The following is a 21,476-nucleotide window of genomic DNA, read 5'->3' on the forward strand; positions in this document are numbered from 1 at the left end:
AATCTCCTCCTCTGTAAAACAATAATTGTCGGTATCCCCTAAGGCTTCTTGTAATGTCATAGGTTCGCTTGTTAAACGGGATCATTGTCCCAACCAGCCTGAAACATGGTTATACAAGTAGGGGGTGAACAGTTTAGCTGATGGGATCGAGTCCCACGGGTGCGACGTTCTACCCCGACTACCGTTATAATAAGACCATATAGAAAAAGGTCAACCAGAAATATCTGGTTAACCTTATATTACGAACGGGGTGCTCAGAAAGAGAGATTAAAGGATTGGTTCAAAATTTTCTATGTGCAAGAAGAGGGAAAGGACGATCAACCACGCTCCCTTAGTACGTTTAAAAGCTTAAAAATTACTGTAAGTCGTTTTTTAGAAAGCTATAATAATGATATAAGTCTTAATCTGATTACTGGTATGACAAGTCTCGCAGATGGTAAATTTGATTCCATTGATGGACGCGAAAGGATGGCTGTAGCGATTCGTCAAATTTCGAAGATGGATTCGGAAATGAGACTAGAGATGCTTGAGTCAATCTTGGAAACATCGGATGTCTTCTTGGATGTGGATCAAAGAAGACAATTGAGTGAAGTTTTAATAACAAATGGTTTTGATTTGATGGAGGATTTAAAACGAATTTATACAAGCCTAGAAGATAAGTTCAGCTATGGAAGCATGATAAAAACACTACATTCGACAATTAAAGAGCAATCTTATGGAGGGTACCCATGGGAAGTATAGAACAAATTGATCAACTAGAAACATATATTATTGATCTTGGTAATGAAATAGAAAGTGTAAAGAAAGCATCTGATTACCTGAAACTAATTGAACAATTTCAGGAAAAAATAGTGAAAACCTCAGACTCGCTGAGCCAGTCAAAAGAGCAGCTAAAGCTTTATCAAGAGATTATGGAAAGTAAGTTAGAGCTATTCCAAACAACTTCTAAAAATATAGAAGCTAAACACCAGTCACTTGAACAGTTACAATTTAAAATCCTTACCAGTCTGGATGAATTGAAACAGCAGCAAGAAAAGAATGAAAAGGGAATAATCTCTTCCTTCCTGGAAATGAACAAAGTGGCCAATCAAAACCAGACCGCGCTTGTTGGGGAACTCAAACGTATTGATGATGTACAGCAGTCACAATTTACTAGTATATCTAAGGCTAATAAAATGTTTTTTGCGATAAACACTGTGCTGAGTGTCTCTATCGTGGGGATTTTAGTATATCTTATAGCGAAGTAGTAAATTTCGTTTTTAATTTCCAAAATATCTTTATCTTCATTATTACTTTAATCAGTATAGAAAATCCCCAGTTCCATAAGCGGAACTGGGGATTTTTTACGTCTAAGAATAAACAGTTACTATTTCCGTAATACTCCTTTTTTAACAAGGTTAACAAGTGTGCCCTTTTTCTTGTATCGACTATAAGCAATTAAGCGATTCAAATCTTTTACGGTTAAATTTGCTGGATCGATCTTTATCAACTGTATACGTATTTAATGCATCAGCCACAGGATATGAGTTTAAGGTGGATTTTGATTTATCCTTATAATGAGGTTGATGTTGATGAGACATTTCGGTGGAATCAGCTAATGACTATAGAAGTGGTGACTTTGAATTTGGATGATTCTTGGAAGGGCATTTATGGGAAGTTGATGGGGGTTGTTGGTAGGGGTTAACCTAATAATAATTCCATGATAACAAATGAAAAAAGCTCCAAACTATTGAAAAATAATAGTTTGGAGCTTTTTTATATAAATTCATTGTACTATGAGTACTCCAGTCATCCCATTTTCTTTATGTCCAGGAATAGTGCAGTAAAATGTATAAGTTCCTTCTTTCAGTGGTGTAAAGGTCATTTTCGTTTGGTTCTTTGCAGTTGCATGTAGATGAAAATCGGCCTCTCCATGAGAATCGGGATGATGATGCTCTTCATTTTCACCTTGTTTTTCTAATGGAATTTCTCTAATTTCGATATCATGATCAATTGAATCATGATTATTTAGAATGATGGAAACCAGTTTATTCTTTTCTAGAATAATTTTTTGTGGATCGTAAGAATAATGGGAGGGATGGACGTTAATCGTTAATTCCTTCGAACGATTTTTACTTGAATTTTCATGATGATGTTCGTTATTTGCAGCAGGAGGCATGTTTTTTGAAAAAACAAAGTTTTTATCCTGTTGAACCCCAAAAAATAAGTATCCCGCCATAATAGCAAACGTTAACACGGGCTTGAACAGCCATTTCTGAGAGGTTTTTGCTTTATCCTCTTGAGATAGAATTTGAAAAAGGAGCAATGAACCTACTGATAAGGTTAGAAAAACATTTACTAGAGTAATCGCCTGATTTTGTTGAACCATATCGCCAAGCATCGCGCCCATCATCCCACCCATCAAACCTGCCATGATTCCTTCAATGGTTGGCAGAATCCCTAGGGATATACCACAGGCAATACCAGCAATTACCCCAATAAGTATAGAAAGAATAGTAGAATAATAAAGATTTCCCTTGAATAATAACCCGAGAAATACACCTGAAGTTAACCCGACATTCATCCCGATTGCCATAGCAAGTGCCATGCCAGCCATGTTAGATAACCTTTTTCGATAATAAAAGGTTAAAATTAAAGACGCCAGAATGACGATGATAATTGTAGCAAGTACATATATGTGATATTCAACCAAAAACTCTCGACCTCCTTTTCTGCTACATGATATGTCACGTATAGACAGGCCATGCCCAAAAGTTAAAATTAAAAGATTATTTAAAATTCTAAAAATTTAGTATTTACAAAAAACACACTCTGTAATACTATTATTCTTAATTACTCCAATATACGGTAGTGGGGTAATGTACATTAAGGGGAGGTTTTTAAATGGCAAAAGGACAAAAGGTACTCTTTTTAGGAGTTTATGGGATGGAAGTCGTGGAATGTGGCGGTGCACTGGCAAAAAACGTACTAAGTGGCGGTGAATCGTATGCAAGTATCATGCTGTGCCGCGAGACAAGTCAGCCTCAGGTAAAAAATGCAGCAGAAGTTTTAGGAGTAAAAGAGGTTTCATTTCTCAACTTTCAATACGGAACAGTAGATTTAAGTGTTGAATCAAAAAAGAAGATTATTAAAGTGATCAGGGAGGTAAAGCCAGATATTATTATTACTCAAGACCCAGAACATTCATTCCACGACCTAGACCCAGATCGTCGGCCAGCAATGACTCTTTTATTAGAATCGATTGCATTAGCAAGTAGAGATTTTGCACTTGAGGATTTACCAGGGCTAGCACCTCATCCGATTCCAACTATTTATTATATGACTCCCCACCATCCTAACACTGTAGTAGATATTACAGAAGTATGGGAGAAAAAAGAAAGAGCTATGGATACGCTCGAAAGCCAACTGGAATTCAGCGGTACGCATTTTGAACAAATGCTAGATTCTAAGGCAGCAGAAGCTTTATATCCGGGTTTTTCCAAACTCTCAAGCTATCACGAAAAGGGAAGAGCAATACATAAGGTCCTCGATAAAGCGGTCCATGTATACCATGGTCTGGCCACTCATGGACATTATGCTTTTGCTGAAGCGTATCGAAGAGAAGGGAATTTCCATTTATCAGAATTGATTCAGTAAGCAAATAAAAAGAGGGGTGCCTTTAATGAGAAAGTATTGGCTTAATGGACTGCTAATTTTCGCTTTACTCTTTTCCAATCTATCTATGGTAAGTGCTGAAACAATTGTTCCTTCGTTAAAAATAGGGATTACCAAAGACGAAAATGGTCTTAACCCTTATACGTATGTGACCGGATACCCAGGATTGGATTTAATGAATTTGCTTTATGATAACCTGTTCCAATTGGACGCAAATAACCAACCAGTCCCTTGGCTGGCGAAAGACTATAAGGTAAGTGAAGATGGCTTAACCTATGAGTTTACACTTCAAGAAGGGGTAAAATGGCATGATGGAAAGCCATTAACTGCAGAAGATGTAAAGTTCACGGTAGAGTACTTCATCAAATATCCAAAATCCCGCTTCACGAATCCACTAAAAGCGATTACGACGGTAAATGTTACAGATGAAACACATTTCTCCTTTGTCTTATCAAAAGCCGATCCTAACTTCATGACTCAGCCTCTAGCAGACTTGCCAATTTTACCACAACATATATGGTCGACAATTGATAAACCAGACGATGAAATGAATGCTTTAGGAAGCGGTCCATATATTTTGGAAGAACATCAGTCTAGTCAATATTACAAAATGAAGGCCAATAAGGATTACTTTAAAGGCGCCCCGCCAATTGAAGAAATCATCTTTCCGATTATTGAGGATACAACCGCACTATTTAATGCACTTCAATCAGGTGAGATTGATGCAATCTCTTCAAGTATTTCACCGGAGCTTGTGAATCAATTTGAGTCTAAACCTAACCTTAAAGTGGCAAGAGGGCCTGGATATAGCACATCACTCTTCCAAATTAATGCAGAAAAATATCCGATGACAGAAAAAGCTTTCCGTCAAGCAATCGATTTTGCCATTGATAAACAGAGTTTAGTTGATACAGTACTACTTGGTTTCGCCGAGGTTGGAAGTCCAGGGTTTATTCATCCATCGTCACCATTCTATAACAGTTCAATAAAGCCAAGATTTGATCAGGAACAAGCGAAACAAATCTTAGAAACTGCTGGTTTTAAAGATACAGATGGTGATGGTTTTAGAGAGGATCAGAAAGGCGAGAAAATAGATTTAACCACTCTCGTATACTCGAATAATCCAATTAGAATTCGGACAGCGGAATTAATTGCGGAAGCACTAAATCAAGTGGGTATTAAAAGTGGCGTAAAAGCGATGGATTCTACCACAGTAGATTCATTAATGTGGCCTGATTTTGATGTCAGCAAGGGTAGAGATTATGACCTGGGTGTTTGGAGTTGGTCCAATACGATGCAATTGTTCCCTGACCGGCTAGTGGATTTATTCCATTCCGATCCTGCAGTTGGTTCAGTAAATATTGGTGCTTATAAGAATCCAGAGTTTGATGCGCTTGCAGAAAAACTTAAAAACACGATTGACGAAACGGAACGAGAAACTTTAATTAAGGAAATGCAAGCCTTTGTAGCGGAAGATTCACCAATTATTCCTTTATATTATCAGGAAATTGTCAATGCTTATAATCCATCCGTCTATGATGGCTATGTATTCCAAGTAGGAAAAGGGATTATTAATAAATTGTCATTTGTTTCCGGAGATAAACCAGAACCACCTGCAAATGAACAGCCAAAGACGGACGCTAAGTCTGCGGAAGACAGTCAATCTGGCAGCAAGGATGCAGCCAAAAACAACACAGGGCTCTATATTTTTGGAGGAATAATCCTAATTGTTGTGGGTGCTTTCATCCTTCTTAGAAAGAGAAAAAATACAGACAAAGACGATTTTGATTTTTAGATAAGAAAAGAAAAATATATTCCTGTAAAAAGCATGGTTTTTTTACGGGAATCTTTTCATCAATCGGGAGGTGAAGTTGATGACGAAATTCGTGGCTGGAAAGTTATTTCAATACATAATAGTGATTATGCTGATGTTGACATTAAACTTTTTATTGCCAAGGCTAATGCCAGGTAATCCACTTGTATTTTTGGCAGGAGAAGATGTAGGCTTTATGACCAGCGCGGAAAAAGAGGCGATATTAGAAAAGCACGGATTAAATGATTCCATCATCAAGCAATATGGCACTTATATAAAAAATATTTTCACAGGAGATTTCGGTTTTTCTTATCAACAAAAACGCCCGATTATTGAATTATTAAAGGAAAGACTACCTTGGACGATGCTATTGACGGGGTTAGGTTTAGTAATCTCAACCATCATTGGGGTGCTATTTGGCGCAATTTCAGCATGGAAAAGAGGAACAAAAACAGATGCGAATCTTCTCACCGTGTTTATGTTCTTAAGTGCCATGCCTTCCTTTTGGGTAGGAATGATTTTAGTCTCCGTTTTTGCAGCCCAGTTAGGCTGGCTGCCGGTATTTGGTGCGGAAAGTGCATGGTCCAATTTAACGGGAATGGAACGCTTTTGGGATATTGTAAGCCATCTTATTCTCCCATTGACGACATTAGTATTAATTTCCGTCACGAGCACGTTTATGATTATGAGATATTCCATGCTGAATGTATTAGGTGAAGACTACATTATGATGGCAAAGGCAAAGGGTGTAAAAGATAAGGTGATTAAATATAAACATGCGATGAGAAATGCTCTGTTACCTGTCGCAACTGTATTCATGCTTAGCCTTGGCTTCACCCTCGGCGGTGCAACGGTTATTGAAACGGTATTTGCGTACCCGGGAGTAGGACGCTTAATGTTTGAATCCGTTCTAAGCCGTGATTATCCGCTTATCCAAGCGACGTTTCTAATTATTACATTCAGCGTGGTCATCGCTAACTTCTTGGCCGATTTAATTTATCCGCTGCTTGATCCAAAGGTGGGAAGACATAATGGATAAACAAAAATGGAAGCATTATTGGCGTGTGATGTCCTCAAATAATTTAGGCATGTTCGGAGTGGGATTACTGATTATATTTTTATGTATTGCTCTATTTGCCCCTCTGATCGCCCCTTTTGATCCAACGGAAAGGGTGGGCTCACCGTTCTCGAAACCAAATGGTGTATTCTTACTTGGTACAAACGATATTGGCCAAGACATTTTTAGCGAATTGTTGTACGGAACAAGGGTTTCACTATTAATTGGTGTGATTGCCGCGTTCATCTCTATTATCTTGGGCTGTCTCATCGGGGTTATTTCAGGTTACTTTGGTGGAAAAATAGATACATTTTTAATGAGATTAGTAGATTTAGTTTTAGTTATTCCGTTTTTGCCTTTGATGATCTTATTGGCGGCTTTCATCGGTCCGAGTTTCTGGAATATTGTACTGGTAATCAGTCTCATTTCATGGGCATCACCGGCCAGGGTCATTCGCTCTCAAGTGTTAACGTTAAAAACGAAAGGTTATGTCGAAGCAGCCAGATCGATTGGTACCGGGGTACGAGTCATTCTAACACGACATATTTTGCCGGGTGTCATCCCCATTGCTCTTTCTCAATTCGTGTTAGCCGCGAGTCATTCTATCTTAATTGAAGCGTCACTCAGCTTCTTGGGGCTTGGAGATCCTTTTACAAAGAGCTGGGGAACGATTTTGTATTATGCACAGGCAAGGGGTGCCTTTTTAACCGACGCTTGGATCTGGTGGATCTTACCTCCGGGATTACTAATCACGACACTTGTAATTGGTTTTGCTTTTACTGGCTATTCCTTAGAAGAAATCTTGAATCCACGTCTGAGAAAGGAGCGATAAAGATTGGGTACTGTACTATCAGTAGAAAACTTGTCCACATTTTTTAAAACGGATAAAGGCATTGCAAAGGCAGTAGAGAACGTTTCTTTTTCAGTGGAGGAAGGAGAAATGCTTGGCTTGATTGGTGAGTCAGGCTGCGGAAAAACAACTGTGGCCCAGTCGATTTTACGGCTAATCGAATACCCGGGCAAGGTGGTCGCTGGGAGTGTCCATTTGAATGGTAAAAATCTATTAAAAGTGAAGGATTCAGAACTCTTAAACTTAAGATGGAAGGAAATCTCTGTGATTCCCCAAAGTGCAATGAATGCACTTAATCCCGTTTACACGGTGGGGGACCAAATTATCGAGGCAATTATGCTTCACGAAAAGGTAAGTAAAAAAGAAGCCCTTGAACGAACAAAAATCTTACTAGAATTAGTCGGAATTGATCGGGAGCGCTGGAAAAGCTTCCCTCATGAATTTAGTGGAGGGATGAAGCAGCGTGTTGCTATCGCTATGGCACTTGCTTGCAACCCTAAACTAGTCATTTCTGATGAGTCGACCACCGGGCTTGATGTATTAACACAAGCACAAGTGATTGCCTTGATAAAAAATCTACAAAAGAAAATGGACCTATCAGTCATTCTTATCTCCCATGACCTCCCAATGGTCACAGCCATTTGCGATAGAATTGCGATTATGTATGCCGGAAAGTTAGTGGAGTGGGCATCCACGGAAGATATACTTAATGGTGCCAGGCACCCATATTCTCAAGCATTATTAAATGCCACTCCAGATCTTTCAAATCCTGAGCGTGAAGTCACTTCGATTCCCGGAAGTGTTCCGAACCTAATTAATATTCCTAGTTGCTGCCGTTTTCACACACGTTGTCCGTATGCCTTTGAGCGCTGCAGACAGGAAACTCCTGAGTTAAGGGAAGTGAATCAGGGGCATTATGCAGCCTGTTTTTTGGAGGAGGAACAAAATGGATAATTCAGTTCTACTCAAAGTCAATTTGTTAAAGAAAACTTTTGTGAAAAAGTCAGGAAACTTTTTAAAAAGAGAGAAAACAGATGTATTTGCGGTAAATAACGTTAATTTTGAAATCAAAAAGGGTGAAATTTTGGGGATTATCGGTGAGTCCGGCTGTGGAAAAACAACAACTGCCCGAATGGTCATGCGACTGATGAAAGAAACAAGCGGTGAAATTTGGTTTAATGGCGTTGACTTGTGTAAGTTAAAAGAGTCAGAAACCAATCAAGTCAGAAAAAAAATGCAGATGATTTTTCAAGATCCTTATGATACGTTGAATCCTGGGATGAGGGTCGTTGATTTATTAATGGAACCAATCAACGCACACGAAAAGAACATGCCGCATCAAGAAAAAGTAAAAAGGGTAAAAGAAGCAATTGAGTCCATTGAGCTTAAGCCGGCAGAAGATTATATGTATCGTTATCCTCATCAGTTAAGTGGCGGGCAGCGGCAAAGAATTGCCATCGCACGAGCGATTATTTTGAAGCCCTCTTTCATTGCAGCCGATGAGCCAACCTCAATGTTGGATGTATCAGTACGAGCAGGAATCCTCAATCTTCTTCTGGACTTAAGAAAGAAAATGGGGTTAACGATGATGTTTATTACTCATGATCTTTCTACTGCAAGCTATATGTGCGACAGGATTGCTGTTATGTACCAGGGGCAAATCGTCGAAATCGGCCCAACGAAGAAAATTATTCATGCTCCTTCCCATCCTTATACAAAGGCACTTGTTTCCGTTGTTAAGGATTTGAACTATTTTATAAAAAATCGAGAAAATCTGATTCTTGATGGTGAAGTAGATTCAACCCGAAAGGCAGCGGGCTGTCCATTTGTGACAAGATGCCCTCACCAAGAAAGTGCTTGTCATACAAAAACACCACCAATAGAATCTTTAGGTAATGGTCATGTAGTATCTTGCCATTGTCATGCAGACTTATTAGAAAAAACTTCCTAGAAAAGAGGACTGTTATGGAAAGTCATGTTAAAAAAATAAAAATAGCTGTAAACGGTGGGATTGATTTTGGTTCTAAGCTAACTGCGAAACAGCTATTGGTGATAGCGAAATATTTAGGTGAGCAAGAGCTTGAATTAACAACCTTCCAACAGCTTTATCTAGAAATACCGGAAAATCAAAAACAGCAGATGATCGATGAGTTTACCGCAGTTGGACTACACTGCTACCCAGTGGGGAATTATGTGAAAAGCCTAAGAACATGTAATTTTTGCAAGGGTGCAGAGGAAGAAGGAATGCCAGTTGCAATGGAACTAAATAAGAGAATTGCTGGCATTCCTGTTCCCTTTACGTTAAAGCCAGCATATACAGGCTGCCCGGTCGGATGTGGTGAACCACTTGTCAATGATATTGGGGTTATGAAAATAAAAGATAGCTATAATTTATATATTGGCGGAAAAACAAAAGGCCATGACGCAAGGGCCGGACAACTCTTCCGCGAAAATCTTAATCCGTCCGAACTTTATTCTGCGGTAGAACAACTCATTCAACTCTACAGTGAACAGGGAAAAAAACGGGAACCGTTCCATAAGTTTGTGAACCGAATGGGATTTGATACGCTAGATGAAAGTATTGGTTGAAATTATTTATCAAAATTGAAGCTATTCTCCTATATACCATATGGGGGTATAATGTAATCTTATCGAGGAGGCGATCCAGATGGTATCCGAAATTGAAACGAATTCAATGAATGATGAGTGCTGTAGCCATTCGAGCGAAAGAAAAAGTCATCATTCTGATAAAACAAAGCAAAACTTAGTTAGCCGCTTAAATCGAATAGAAGGGCAAATTCGCGGAATTAAAGGGCTAATTGAAAAAGACACCTATTGTGATGATGTGATCACACAAATTTCGGCCTGCCAATCTGCCTTAAATAGCGTAGCAAAAATTCTTCTAGAAGGTCATTTAAAAAGCTGCGTGGTAGAAAGAATTCAAGAAGGTGACCTGGAAGTCTTAGATGAAGTCCTTGTAACCGTTCAAAGGTTAATGAAGAAATAATAGGAGGTAGGATAAAATGGAAAAAGTAACGTTAAACGTAGAGGGAATGAGCTGTGGACATTGTGTAAAGGCGATCGAAGGCAGTGTCGGCGAGTTGAAAGGTGTTTCAACAGTAAAAGTTAATCTTGATTCAGGGATAGTGGATATTGAATATAAATCAGATGAAGTAACTCTTGAAACGATCAAGGAGACAATTGACGATCAAGGCTATGATATAGTTTAGTCTTAATAACAAACAAGGAGAAACGTGCTATCTATTAGCACGCTCTCTTTTCAAAAAAAATATACCCTATATAGGTATGAGGTGTTGGAAATGGGTGAAAAGGTGTTAGAGAGCCAATTTCAAGTTACCGGTATGACCTGTGCTGCATGTGCACTCCGTATTGAAAAAGGGCTAAAGAAAGTGGAAGGCGTCCAGGACGCGAATGTGAATCTCGCACTTGAAAAAGCGACCGTAAAGTTCGATACAAGTGTCACAGGACCAGCAGAACTTCATAAAAAGGTTCGAGATTTAGGTTATGATGTCGTGACCAGTAAAACCGAATTCGATGTAACCGGCATGACATGTGCAGCCTGCTCCGCAAGAATTGAAAAAGGCCTTAACAAAATGGAAGGAGTTGTGAGCGCCACCGTTAACCTAGCATTAGAAAAAGCAACGGTTGAATACAATCCTTCCGTTTTAGCTCCAAAGGATATGGTTCAAAAGATCGAAAAACTCGGCTATGGGGCCATAGAAAAACAAGACAATGAACAGGAAACAATGGATTATCGCTTAAAGGAAATCGAGAAACAGCAAGGGAAATTTGTTTTTTCTATGATACTTTCCCTACCTCTCCTATGGGCGATGGCTGGCCACTTTAGTTTTACCAGTTTCTTATATGTACCAGATGCACTAATGAATCCATGGGTGCAATTCTTACTGGCAACTCCTGTTCAGTTTTTTATCGGAAAGCAGTTTTATGTTGGCGCATATAAAGCACTGCGAAATAAAAGTGCCAATATGGATGTACTAGTGGCACTTGGAACCTCAGCTGCTTATTTTTACAGTGTATATTTGTCATTCTCGACACTGGGAGGCGGCGATGTGCACCTCGAGGGATTATATTTTGAAACAAGTGCGGTTTTAATTACCTTGATTATCCTAGGAAAGCTATTTGAAGCAAAGGCGAAAGGTCGTTCATCGGAAGCCATTAAGAAGCTAATGGGTTTACAGGCGAAAACAGCGATGGTCATTCGTGAAGGTTTGGAACAAGAAATACCGTTAGAAGATGTGGCGACAGGCGATATCGTTCTAGTGAAACCTGGTGAAAAGGTTCCTGTCGACGGAGAAATTTTAGAAGGACGGACGGCACTAGATGAATCAATGATTACTGGAGAGAGTGTACCAGTAGATAAAACAGTAGGTGACGCTGTCATTGGTGCGACGATTAATAAAAACGGCTTTATTAAAATTAAAGCGACAAAAGTTGGCAAAGAAACAGCGTTGGCTCAAATTATAAAGGTAGTAGAGGAAGCACAGGGTTCGAAAGCGCCAATTCAGCGTTTGGCTGACTCAATTTCTGGAGTATTTGTACCGATTGTAGTCGGCATTGCGGTAGTTACTTTTATCATATGGTTCTTCTGGGTAAGTCCAGGAAACTTTGCTGAAGCATTAGTAAAAATGATTGCCGTTCTCGTCATCGCTTGTCCGTGCGCACTCGGGCTTGCAACTCCAACCTCAATTATGGCTGGTTCCGGAAGATCTGCTGAGTTCGGAATATTGTTTAAAGGCGGAGAGCATTTGGAAATGACTCACCGGATCAACACTATCATTCTCGATAAAACAGGCACAATCACAAAGGGAACTCCAGTTTTAACCGATGTGATCACCACAATGGAGGAAGCAGAATTTTTAACCCTTGTAGGTTCGGCAGAGAAGCAGTCAGAACATCCGCTTGCAGAGGCAATTGTCGATGGAATTAAGGAAAAGCAGATAGAGTTAAAAAATCCCTCCGTATTTGAAGCGGTTCCAGGTTATGGAATTCGAGCGGAAGTGGATGGGAAAGAAATACTCGTTGGAACACGCCGATTAATGAAAAAATTCGAGGTAGACATTGAACAGGCATTAAGCGAAATGGATTCTCTTGAAAAACAGGGTAAAACAGCGATGCTAGCAGCGGTCGATGGGAACTACGCCGGTATGGTGGCTGTGGCCGATACAATTAAGGAAACATCGATGCAGGCAGTGAAACGATTGAAAGAGTTAGGGCTTGAAGTAATTATGATAACTGGTGATAACCAGCAGACAGCTCAGGCGATTGCGAAACAAGCCGGAATTGATCATGTTATTGCTGAAGTTTTACCAGAAGGAAAGGCAGAAGAAGTGAAAAAGCTTCAACAGCAAGGCAAGAAAGTTGCTATGGTTGGGGATGGGATTAATGATGCTCCAGCGCTTGCGATTGCCGATATTGGAATGGCGATTGGAACCGGTACAGATGTCGCGATGGAAGCAGCAGATATCACTTTGATCAGAGGCGATTTAAACAGCATTGCAGATGCGATTTATATGAGCAAAAAGACCATTCGTAACATCAAGCAAAACCTGTTCTGGGCATTTGCTTATAATAGTTTAGGCATTCCAGTTGCAGCATTAGGATTTTTAGCACCATGGCTAGCCGGGGCGGCAATGGCCTTTAGTTCTGTTTCGGTCGTCTTGAATGCCCTTCGTTTACAACGAGTCAAATTGTAGAGGAGTAAAGACATGAAAAAATGGGCTATTTCAGCAATCGTTTATTTATTAGTGGTCGTAGGCGGGTATTATGTTTATGCTTCGGTTGCGGATCCAGTAACTCATGACAAACAGAAAGAAACAGAACATATTGACACAACAGCACCTGGTCATAAAGAAGAAGTAACAGGTTCTCATGAAGAAGATGCAGATTCCCATGAAGATGAGGGAGCGCATGACGAAAGTGGCGGGGACCATAGTGGAGAGAGTGAGGTCCATGCGAGTATTCAAACAGAAAATGGTGAATTAGTCATTGCCTTGAATGACTTGCAAGGAAACCCCGTATCCGATCTAGAGGTTAATCACGAAAAACTTTTACATTTGATTGTCGTTAGCTCAGACCTGAAAGAATATCAGCATTTGCATCCTGAAACAAACGAACCAGGTGTATTTAACGTGATTCATTCATTAAAAAATGGAGAATACAAAGCATTTATTGATATCAAACCAACAGGGAAAAAGTATGTACTGGAACCAATTTCATTTTTAGTTGGGGAGCAGCATGATGACCATAGTGATAACGCGCTGCAAGTAGACGAGGAATTAGTGAGAAAAGTGCAGGGACATAAAGCGACATTGGAGCCTAGTTCCTTCCGTACAAATGAGGAAATCGAACTCTCTTTTGATTTAGCGGGAGAAACTCCTGAACAATATCTCGGAGCATTAGGGCATGTCGTCATTTTGGATGAAAAAGGAGAAAAGTACATTCACGTTCATCCGCTTGCAGGAAATGACCCTGTTTTTGCAACCCAATTCTCCGAAGCTGGAATTTACAAGATATGGGCAGAGTTTAAATTTAGCGGTAAAGTATATGTATTTCCTTATGTGATTGAAATCAAATAGTCTTTTTAAATAGGTTCCTGTAGCGTTTACAGGAATTCTATTTTTTTAGCGGTGTTGAGTTTTCAAAATGAAAAGAGCGCTCATTCCCAATCTCCGTTTCTTTTACGTATGGGTGACTGAGCACTCTCCTCATATCCCCAAACATAGTTCTTTTCACGATTTGGGTAAATGAGCGCGATGCTCAATTAAGTTTAAGGTAACTTTTATTAAATAGATGTCGATTTTCAACGAATCTTATCTGTAATAGTCTTATTGTATTTAATGACATATCCCCCCTGGGGGGATAATATGGTTATAAGGAGGAATATAAATGCCTGAACATGAACATAACCATAAACACAGTCATGAACATAAACACAGAAAAAGTGTAATCAATCGTCTTGCCAGAATTGAAGGACATGTAAGAGGCGTTAAACAAATGGCCATGGATGAACGAGATTGTTCCGATATTCTTCTACAGATTGCTGCGGTCAGAAAGGCACTCGATAACACAGCCAAATTAATTTTAGAGGATCACTTAGAAACCTGCTTAGTCGATGCCGTCCATCAAGGAAATGAGCAAAAAGTTCTGGAGGACATAAAGAAATCTCTGAATAATTTTATTCGTTAAGGGTGGCGGAGTATATGAAGGAGATGAAAGAACAGCAAGAACAAACGACTAAACAAAAGATAGCAGTCATCCTCGCTTTAGCCGTACCAGCAATGATTGAAAATATTCTACAAACGATTGTAGGTTTTGTTGATACTCTTTTTGTTTCACAATTAGGCCTAAATGAAGTAACAGCAGTAGGGATTGCAAATACAGTGCTCGCTGTTTACATTGCTATTTTCATGGCTCTAGGGGTAGGGACGTCATCTCTCATTGCTAGAAGTATTGGGGCCGGCGATATGGATAAGGCGAAGAGCATTGCCAGGCAATCTACTATTCTATCAGGAATATTTGGGCTTCTGTTTGGATTAATTTCTCTATTTTTCAGTGAACAATTAATGCAGTTAATGGGGGCAGAAGCAAAAGTTTTAGAGGATGGTGCCGCTTATTTTAGGATTGTTGCGATTCCTTCCATTTTTATTTCCCTTATGTTTACGTTAGGTAGTATTTTACGTGCCGCAGGTGATACAAAAACTCCGATGAAAGTCAGCTTTTGGATTAATATTCTCCATATTGGTTTAGATTACATACTAATTTTCGGCTCCTTCGGGTTTTCAGGATTCGGAGTAGAAGGTGCAGCATGGGCAACTGTCATTGTGAGAGTAATTGGAACCGTGGCACTCTTTTATTATATTAAAAAATCAAAAGTATCCTTTTCGTTGATTCCAAAGATTTCAAAGCAGGAGTCATCCACGCTCATCAAACTCTCCACTCCAGCTGCGGTGGAACGATTAATCATGAGATTAGGACAGGTGCTCTATTTCGGATTAATAGTCAAAATTGGTGCGGATACGTTCGCGGCACATACGATTGCAGGAAATATTGAAACGTTCTCATATATGCCGGGATATGGATTAGCAATTGCAGCGACAACATTAGTGGGGCAAAGTATAGGGGCAAAACGCTTCAAGGATGCTTACGCATATGGAATGCTAACAACAGGAATCGCCGTTGCATTCATGAGTGTTATTGGAATTCTATTATTTTTCTTATCACCTTGGTTTGCCAGTTGGTTTACTACCGATAGGGATGCAGTCGATATGGTAGTTACGGCTTTAAGAATCGATGCTTTTGCACAGCCCGGCTTAGCTATTAGTTTAGTGCTCACCGGAGCACTTCAAGGTGCAGGAGATACAAAAAGCCCCATGTATAGTACCGCCATTGGGATGTGGGTGATTCGAGTATTAGGGGTCTATATCCTCGGCATTCATTTCGGCATGGGGATTGCGGGTATTTGGCTGTCGATTGCACTAGATTTATATGTAAGAGCAATCTTCTTGTATTATAAATTTAGAAATTTTGCGAAAAGTAAGGATAACATAGCTAGAGAAAATACTGTTTCTAATTAAAAATTCCAAACTCCATTATGTCGGAGTTTGGAATTTTTTTGCTGAAACCATTCAGTGGTAGCTTGAGGGGAATCGAACCCACTTGCCGGACCAGGACGTTGCGAGATTTATTGAATAAGAAAAATATAGTATTCTTTAATTAATAAGCTGTTTAGTAAAAATCAATTATCTAATTTTTCAGAAATATAGGAACGCAATATTGAAAGCGTTATCAATCAATGGTAAACTTTATATGGTGATACATAATTAACACATGTTACTGATTCGATCAGGCAGAGTGGCTCAATTAAAAGAATATTAATTCTTTTAATTCGATACCACTCTGCCTTTTTTGAGTAATGTAATTGAAGAATAATCTACCTTGATTAATAGAATCTAGGTGAAACGGGTTTTAAAAACTACTTAAGAACAATCATAATCAGCACAGTAAATTTACTATCCTTACTAGAGAGGGGGGAGGTCAAGGAGAAAGTTCTTTTTCTATAGACTTCAAATTCAATATTCGCAGAGCAAATGGTACTCTAAAATATTAACGAGGTGGGATGGAATTGAGTTTGGATATGAAAAAATATTATTTCAGTTTACTATGTATCATATGTATATTAGTGGCTTATTTACTGCCTGCGGCTAATGCATCAGCAGAGGTACAAAACCCTAATTTAGCACTAGACAAGCCTGTTCAAGTTTCTGGATTGGAAGTGAATGACGGGAGATTAGCAGCTGATTTTGCCGTAGATGGAATTCGCTCTGGAAAATCAAAGAATGGAAAATCGGATGCGCGATGGTCTTCGAATAAAAGGAGCACATCAAATCCAAATGCAGCACAATGGATTTATGTGGATTTAGGAACAGAACAAACTATTAGCCAAATAAAAGTTTTGTGGGAAAAAGCCTATTCCCCAGACTATGAGGTTCAAGTTAGTAATACAACAAATGAGGGAGATTGGAAAACAATAGGTCATTACACCGATGCCTCAGAAGCAAACTTAGAAAAAATAATTTATTTACGTCAATCCGAAACTGCAAGATATGTACGAGTAAAGGCTAACAAATCGCGAAACACTCCAGCTCCAGGTGTCACTCAATTACTGCAGGTTTCGATCTGGGAACTGGAAGTTTTTGAACATATTCAGTTTAACAATGCACAAGACGTTGTTAATTACTTGAGTGAAGTGAAGCCTAAACTATCTAGCGATGGTAAAAAAATTGTTTTACCAGACTCCCCAGACCCACGATATGAAGTTTCTTTATTTGGTTCGGATAATAAGCAGATTGTTGATATGAATCTAAATTACTATCAACCAATTAGTGATATGAGTGTAAATATTTTATACAAAATAACGAATAATGGTGACAGTAAAGATTTTGCTACCTCTACCAAAGATATTTTGATTACTATGGAAGGTAAATATCAACATGAAGAAGGTGATAATCCTGTTCCGAACGTCATACCCGGTCTGCGGGAATGGAAGGGGTATACAGGTGATTTTGAACTTACAAAAAAAGCAAAGGTAGTGGTAGATGAGTCTTCTCCAAATTCATTAATGGAAACAGCACGTAGTATTCAAGACTATTTTAAGAATATGTTAGGAATAGATATTACTGTTAATAAAGGTACGAAGCCAAGTATTGGAGATATTTTTCTTACAATAGACAATGCGAAAGAAAATTTAGGTAAGGAAGGGTATACTCTTGATATCACTGATAAAATTATTGTTAGTGCTCCTAAAACAAAAGGTATCCTTTATGGTGGGATATCACTTACGCAAATCTTATACCAATCAAACTCTAAAAATACCATTCCTAAAGGAATAGCAAGAGACTATCCTAAATATGAAGTGCGCTCAGGAATGTTGGATGTTGGTAGGATGTATATTCCATTAAACTATGTACAGGAAATGACAGAATATATGGCCTGGTTTAAGTTAAATGAAATTCAAATGCATATTAACGATTATTGGGGATCAGCCAATTATCAAGCTTTTCGGGTAGAAAGTAAAAAGTATCCAGAAATTAATGCGAGGGATGGGTATTATACACAGGAAGAATATATTGCTTTTCAAAATAATATGAAAAAAATTGGAGTAGATGTGGTTACAGAAATTGATACACCGTATCATGCGGAAAGCTTTAGGGCTGTTAATCAGGATATGATGCTCTCTAAAGGGGCATTAGATATTACCACACCGGAAAAGCAAAAATTGGTTTATCCATTTATTGAATCACTTTTTGATGAGTTTCTTGGGGAAAGTCCAAATGATAGTAATCGGATCGTTCAAACTGGTAAATTCCACATGGGAACAGATGAGTATGATAAAAAATATTCCGAGCAAATGAGAGCCTATACAAACCATTTTATTAATTACATTAATGATAAAGGCTACGAAACGAGAATTTGGGGATCCATTGGGAAAAATGGATTTAATGGAAGTACACCAGTAAGCAATCAGGCAACGATGAATATTTGGGCTCCCTATTGGTCCGATGTACAGGAGATGTACGATTTAGGATATGACATTGTTAATACGGTCGGTGGAGATTTATATATTGTTCCGATAGGGAATGCTGGATATCCGGATTATTTCGACCTAAAAGGTAAATATGAAACATGGGAAGTAAATGACTTTTGGGGCAATAACCGACAGGGAGGAAAAGGTGGAGCAACCATGCCATATGCCCATCCGCAAACTAAAGGTGCAGAATTTGCGGTATGGAATGATATGACTTCCTTTTTGGGTGGTTTATCAAGTTATGATATTTTTGATCGAATGAAGGATGCGGTTGTATTAATGTCCGAAAAAACGTGGTACGGAGAAAAAACAGCAGGGCAGTCCTCAGAGCAGTTTATGGACCGGGTGAATTCTGTTAAAAATAAGATCCCAACATCTAATCCTTCTAGATTTATTGAGTCCAAAACAGATGTAGTCCTTAAATATGACTTTGAATCTATGAATAATAACCAAGTAAAAGACTTGTCAGGTAATGAATATGATGCAAAAATCAAAAGTCGTCCAAACCTTGTGGATGGTTATGATGGTCAATCCTTACAGTTGGATGGGAATAATTACATTGAACTTCCTTTGTCAGGGATAGGATATCCCTATACGGTTTCGTTTGATATTAAATTAGATGAAGGATCTCTAGACGAAGCCACACTGTTTTCTGGATCAGATGGGGATTTTTATTTGAACTTAAACCAAACAGGTAAGTTGGGATATCAAAGAAAAGAGGAAACAGCGGAAGGAAGTCTCTATAAATTTGAAAACTATACATTTAGCCACAATTACGCACTCAAAGAAAACGAATGGCAGAATGTAGTTTTGGTTGGGGATAAAAAGAAAACAACCCTATTTATTAATGGAAAAGAGGTATCGACTTCTGAACAAACGAATAAGTTGGGATTACGGACCAATGACTCCTCGACATTTGTTCTGCCTTTGGAAAAAATCGGGCAAGGAATCAAAGGGAAAATCGACAACATTACTTTAATGAATAAGAGCCTAACGAGCAATGACATTAATGATATTTTATCTTACGATCCTGGGCAAAGAAATTTTGCATACCAACAAAAGGTAACCGCCTCTTCGGAATACGACCAATCTCAAGGTGCAGCAAATATAACGGATGGATTATTAACTACTAGATGGGGTTCCCAATACAAAAATATTTCCGCTCCTGAGATAGATAATCAATGGATTATGGTAGAGCTGGAGAATTCTCGCAATTTAGATACAGTGAAGCTTTATTGGGAACGAGCAAGGGCGGAAAAATATAAATTGCTCGCTTCAAAAGATGGAAATACCTTCGAGGAAGTTTATTCTTATCCGGAAAGTCCAGGTTCTGAAACTACCAGTGATGCAGATACGATCCATTTAAACGATGTTCATGCAAAATATTTAAAGATCGTCATGTCGGAAAGAAAACCAGTAAATGGTAACCTTTACGGATATAGTTTATATGAGCTTGAAGCATATGGGAAAACAGAAATTTCTAAAGCGGAGAAATTATTGGAAGAGGCAGAAGAGCTGCTTAAGATAACAATAACTGGTGCAAAAGCAAATAAAGAAAGAATCGAACTGCTTGCTGCCATGGACGCACTGGGGTCATATGTAAGCAGCGGACAAGAAATTGATGGATTTAGCTACCATGTTTTAGTTAGAAGTCTTGAAACAAGAATGGATAGATATAAGAATAAGCTTTAGAGATTAGAGTCAGTCCCCCAATATACTAATGCTTTAATCACTGAGGTACTGAACTCAATGTTACAGTGTCGCTTCATTGTCGAAGTTGCAAAAGTAGTCGGAAAAATCCTAATCAACTTGACAAAAAAATGTATATACCGCCTATATTTTCTGTACCTTTGGTTAATAAAAAAACCCCCTTTAAACTAGGGGGTTTTCTGTCTTCCTATCAACATGATTTTGATAAACACAGGTGGAAAAATAATCCTTCCTTAATGTCAGACTTTAATCCTATAATAGATATATGAATAGTTCCAATATAGGAGATCAAAAATGACATGAAGAAATTCACAGCAAGTTATTGCTATACCAATGTAAATTTTATTATTACTAACCTACCTAGCTATCAGATAATAACACCATACACAAACATTAACCGTATTGTACAAAATATGGTCATGCGTGGAGCACCTACGATTGCTTCGAAATTTTTACGAAAAGAGCTCAACTTAGAGAGAGATTATTTAAACACTATGGAAAAGGTGAAGTTTCTTTCGAAGGAAAACTTGAACTGGACCCAGACGATTAAAGGGGATGTCAGTAATGATGATTATCCTGCTGCCCAATTTTATAATGACTTAGGATCTATATTAAAAACTTTTGGATTTATAAGGAATTTAACCATTGCTGAATGCCCGATTTCAAAAATACTCCCTGAGGTTAATCAAGCGTTTAACAACCAGCAAGTGGATTTCTATATTCCTCTTCTTAAAACGGTCATTGAAGTAGATGGGTCACACCACAAAAATCAAGTCGTACTTGATAAAAAAAGAGATAAAGCTTTTGAACGTGCGGGAATAAATGTGGTACGGATTAATACAAAAGAAATTAGAAATAGAAATTATGAACAGTTTAAAGAGGAATTCAGAAAGATATATAGGGCCAATAAGGATAACTTTAATCAATATCGGGATTACCTAGCTATGAATCATAGGGACTATGATGTACAAATTAAATTGACCTCTATTGCTAGATTTCAAGTTTTTATTCTTGAACTGCTTGATCGAGGTGTTCTTTCCTTTGATAACAAGACCTGGAATTTTAATGTATTTGCAGTGGATGCCCGACGTTATTTGGAGTTAGCATTAAAGGATTTAGAGTTATGGATTGCCAATATTGCTGCCTTGTTTAATACATCTATTGATATGCCACATATAAAGATAACTGTATTAACGTCATAAAAAATCCTCAGGTCCATAATAGTGCCCTGCTATTTGCTTTTATCTAGCAGGGCTTGTCCTTTATA

At 38.5% G+C, this 21,476-nt stretch carries 18 protein-coding genes; 17 read left to right on the forward strand and 1 reads right to left on the reverse strand.

The genetic code is table 11. The features are described 5' to 3' along the window. Positions 1–294: 294 nt before the first annotated feature. Both NSS81_RS24150 and NSS81_RS24155 read left to right on the forward strand, forming a co-directional pair. Positions 295–741: a hypothetical protein gene (locus NSS81_RS24150; RefSeq protein ID WP_342431142.1), complete on the forward strand. Its 447-nt coding sequence runs from the start codon at positions 295–297 to the stop codon at positions 739–741. After that, entirely contained in the window at positions 729–1,247 is a 519-nt protein-coding gene (locus NSS81_RS24155; RefSeq protein ID WP_342431143.1) for a hypothetical protein, read from the forward strand. Before NSS81_RS24150 ends, NSS81_RS24155 begins: the two co-directional genes overlap by 13 nt. Positions 1,248–1,765: 518 nt before the next feature. Here NSS81_RS24155 and NSS81_RS24160 read toward each other — a convergent pair. After that, positions 1,766–2,692 (reverse strand): cupredoxin domain-containing protein, encoded by a 927-nt coding sequence (locus NSS81_RS24160; protein ID WP_342431144.1) that lies wholly within the window; start codon positions 2,690–2,692, stop codon positions 1,766–1,768. Between the two features lie 191 nt (positions 2,693–2,883). Between NSS81_RS24160 and NSS81_RS24165 the strand changes: the two genes are divergently transcribed. From NSS81_RS24165 to NSS81_RS24235, 15 genes are all read left to right on the forward strand, one after another. Further along, positions 2,884–3,636 carry a PIG-L family deacetylase gene (locus tag NSS81_RS24165; RefSeq protein ID WP_342431145.1) on the forward strand — a complete coding sequence of 251 codons (753 nt, stop codon included), beginning with the start codon at positions 2,884–2,886 and terminating at the stop codon, positions 3,634–3,636. 25 nt (positions 3,637–3,661) lie between these two features. Beyond that, positions 3,662–5,449 (forward strand): ABC transporter substrate-binding protein, encoded by a 1,788-nt coding sequence (locus tag NSS81_RS24170; protein WP_342431146.1) that lies wholly within the window; start codon positions 3,662–3,664, stop codon positions 5,447–5,449. Positions 5,450–5,528: 79 nt separating this feature from the next. Continuing rightward, complete coding sequence (locus NSS81_RS24175) at positions 5,529–6,506, forward strand: ABC transporter permease (protein ID WP_342431147.1); 978 nt, start codon at positions 5,529–5,531, stop codon at positions 6,504–6,506. Further along, positions 6,499–7,356 carry an ABC transporter permease gene (locus tag NSS81_RS24180; RefSeq protein ID WP_342431148.1) on the forward strand — a complete coding sequence of 286 codons (858 nt, stop codon included), beginning with the start codon at positions 6,499–6,501 and terminating at the stop codon, positions 7,354–7,356. The genes NSS81_RS24175 and NSS81_RS24180 overlap by 8 nt, the downstream gene beginning before the upstream one ends. 3 nt (positions 7,357–7,359) lie before the next feature. Then, positions 7,360–8,328, forward strand: a complete 969-nt coding sequence (locus tag NSS81_RS24185; protein ID WP_342431149.1) for an ABC transporter ATP-binding protein — start codon at positions 7,360–7,362, stop codon at positions 8,326–8,328. Continuing rightward, entirely contained in the window at positions 8,321–9,325 is a 1,005-nt protein-coding gene (locus NSS81_RS24190) for an ABC transporter ATP-binding protein (protein ID WP_342431150.1), read from the forward strand. The genes NSS81_RS24185 and NSS81_RS24190 overlap by 8 nt, the downstream gene beginning before the upstream one ends. Before the next feature lie 14 nt (positions 9,326–9,339). Further along, a complete protein-coding gene (locus tag NSS81_RS24195) occupies positions 9,340–9,963 on the forward strand; it encodes a nitrite reductase (RefSeq protein ID WP_342431151.1) in 624 nt (207 codons plus the stop codon). 79 nt (positions 9,964–10,042) lie between these two features. Next, a complete protein-coding gene (locus NSS81_RS24200; protein ID WP_342431152.1) occupies positions 10,043–10,381 on the forward strand; it encodes a metal-sensitive transcriptional regulator in 339 nt (112 codons plus the stop codon). A 16-nt stretch (positions 10,382–10,397) separates the two neighbouring features. After that, a complete protein-coding gene (copZ, locus tag NSS81_RS24205) occupies positions 10,398–10,604 on the forward strand; it encodes a copper chaperone CopZ (protein WP_342431153.1) in 207 nt (68 codons plus the stop codon). Between the two features lie 90 nt (positions 10,605–10,694). Next, positions 10,695–13,109 (forward strand): heavy metal translocating P-type ATPase, encoded by a 2,415-nt coding sequence (locus NSS81_RS24210; RefSeq protein ID WP_342431154.1) that lies wholly within the window; start codon positions 10,695–10,697, stop codon positions 13,107–13,109. Positions 13,110–13,121: 12 nt separating this feature from the next. After that, positions 13,122–13,991 (forward strand): hypothetical protein, encoded by an 870-nt coding sequence (locus NSS81_RS24215; RefSeq protein ID WP_342431155.1) that lies wholly within the window; start codon positions 13,122–13,124, stop codon positions 13,989–13,991. Positions 13,992–14,301: 310 nt separating this feature from the next. Next, positions 14,302–14,601: a metal-sensing transcriptional repressor gene (locus NSS81_RS24220; protein WP_342431156.1), complete on the forward strand. Its 300-nt coding sequence runs from the start codon at positions 14,302–14,304 to the stop codon at positions 14,599–14,601. Positions 14,602–14,615: 14 nt separating this feature from the next. Then, a complete protein-coding gene (locus NSS81_RS24225; RefSeq protein ID WP_342431157.1) occupies positions 14,616–15,989 on the forward strand; it encodes an MATE family efflux transporter in 1,374 nt (457 codons plus the stop codon). Positions 15,990–16,537: 548 nt separating this feature from the next. Then, the gene (locus NSS81_RS24230) at positions 16,538–20,191 is read left to right on the forward strand and encodes a discoidin domain-containing protein (protein ID WP_342431158.1); all 3,654 of its coding nucleotides are present in this window, start codon (positions 16,538–16,540) and stop codon (positions 20,189–20,191) included. Positions 20,192–20,508: 317 nt separating this feature from the next. Further along, a complete protein-coding gene (locus NSS81_RS24235) occupies positions 20,509–21,411 on the forward strand; it encodes a DUF559 domain-containing protein (RefSeq protein ID WP_342431159.1) in 903 nt (300 codons plus the stop codon). Positions 21,412–21,476 lie beyond the last annotated feature (65 nt).

Source organism: Neobacillus sp. FSL H8-0543 (assembly GCF_038592905.1).
In the GTDB taxonomy this organism is placed as follows: domain Bacteria; phylum Bacillota; class Bacilli; order Bacillales; family Cytobacillaceae; genus Neobacillus.

Bases quoted from the DNA above. Each gene is read 5' to 3' on its own strand.
- NSS81_RS24155 (WP_342431143.1), top strand. From the start codon at position 729: ATGGGAAGTATAGAACAAATTGATCAACTAGAAACATATATTATTGAT.
- NSS81_RS24165 (WP_342431145.1), top strand. From the start codon at position 2,884: ATGGCAAAAGGACAAAAGGTACTCTTTTTAGGAGTTTATGGGATGGAA.
- NSS81_RS24170 (WP_342431146.1), top strand. From the start codon at position 3,662: ATGAGAAAGTATTGGCTTAATGGACTGCTAATTTTCGCTTTACTCTTT.
- NSS81_RS24175 (WP_342431147.1), top strand. From the start codon at position 5,529: ATGACGAAATTCGTGGCTGGAAAGTTATTTCAATACATAATAGTGATT.
- NSS81_RS24180 (WP_342431148.1), top strand. From the start codon at position 6,499: ATGGATAAACAAAAATGGAAGCATTATTGGCGTGTGATGTCCTCAAAT.
- NSS81_RS24190 (WP_342431150.1), top strand. From the start codon at position 8,321: ATGGATAATTCAGTTCTACTCAAAGTCAATTTGTTAAAGAAAACTTTT.
- NSS81_RS24195 (WP_342431151.1), top strand. From the start codon at position 9,340: ATGGAAAGTCATGTTAAAAAAATAAAAATAGCTGTAAACGGTGGGATT.
- NSS81_RS24200 (WP_342431152.1), top strand. From the start codon at position 10,043: ATGGTATCCGAAATTGAAACGAATTCAATGAATGATGAGTGCTGTAGC.
- copZ (WP_342431153.1), top strand. From the start codon at position 10,398: ATGGAAAAAGTAACGTTAAACGTAGAGGGAATGAGCTGTGGACATTGT.
- NSS81_RS24210 (WP_342431154.1), top strand. From the start codon at position 10,695: ATGGGTGAAAAGGTGTTAGAGAGCCAATTTCAAGTTACCGGTATGACC.
- NSS81_RS24215 (WP_342431155.1), top strand. From the start codon at position 13,122: ATGAAAAAATGGGCTATTTCAGCAATCGTTTATTTATTAGTGGTCGTA.
- NSS81_RS24220 (WP_342431156.1), top strand. From the start codon at position 14,302: ATGCCTGAACATGAACATAACCATAAACACAGTCATGAACATAAACAC.
- NSS81_RS24225 (WP_342431157.1), top strand. From the start codon at position 14,616: ATGAAGGAGATGAAAGAACAGCAAGAACAAACGACTAAACAAAAGATA.
- NSS81_RS24235 (WP_342431159.1), top strand. From the start codon at position 20,509: ATGAAGAAATTCACAGCAAGTTATTGCTATACCAATGTAAATTTTATT.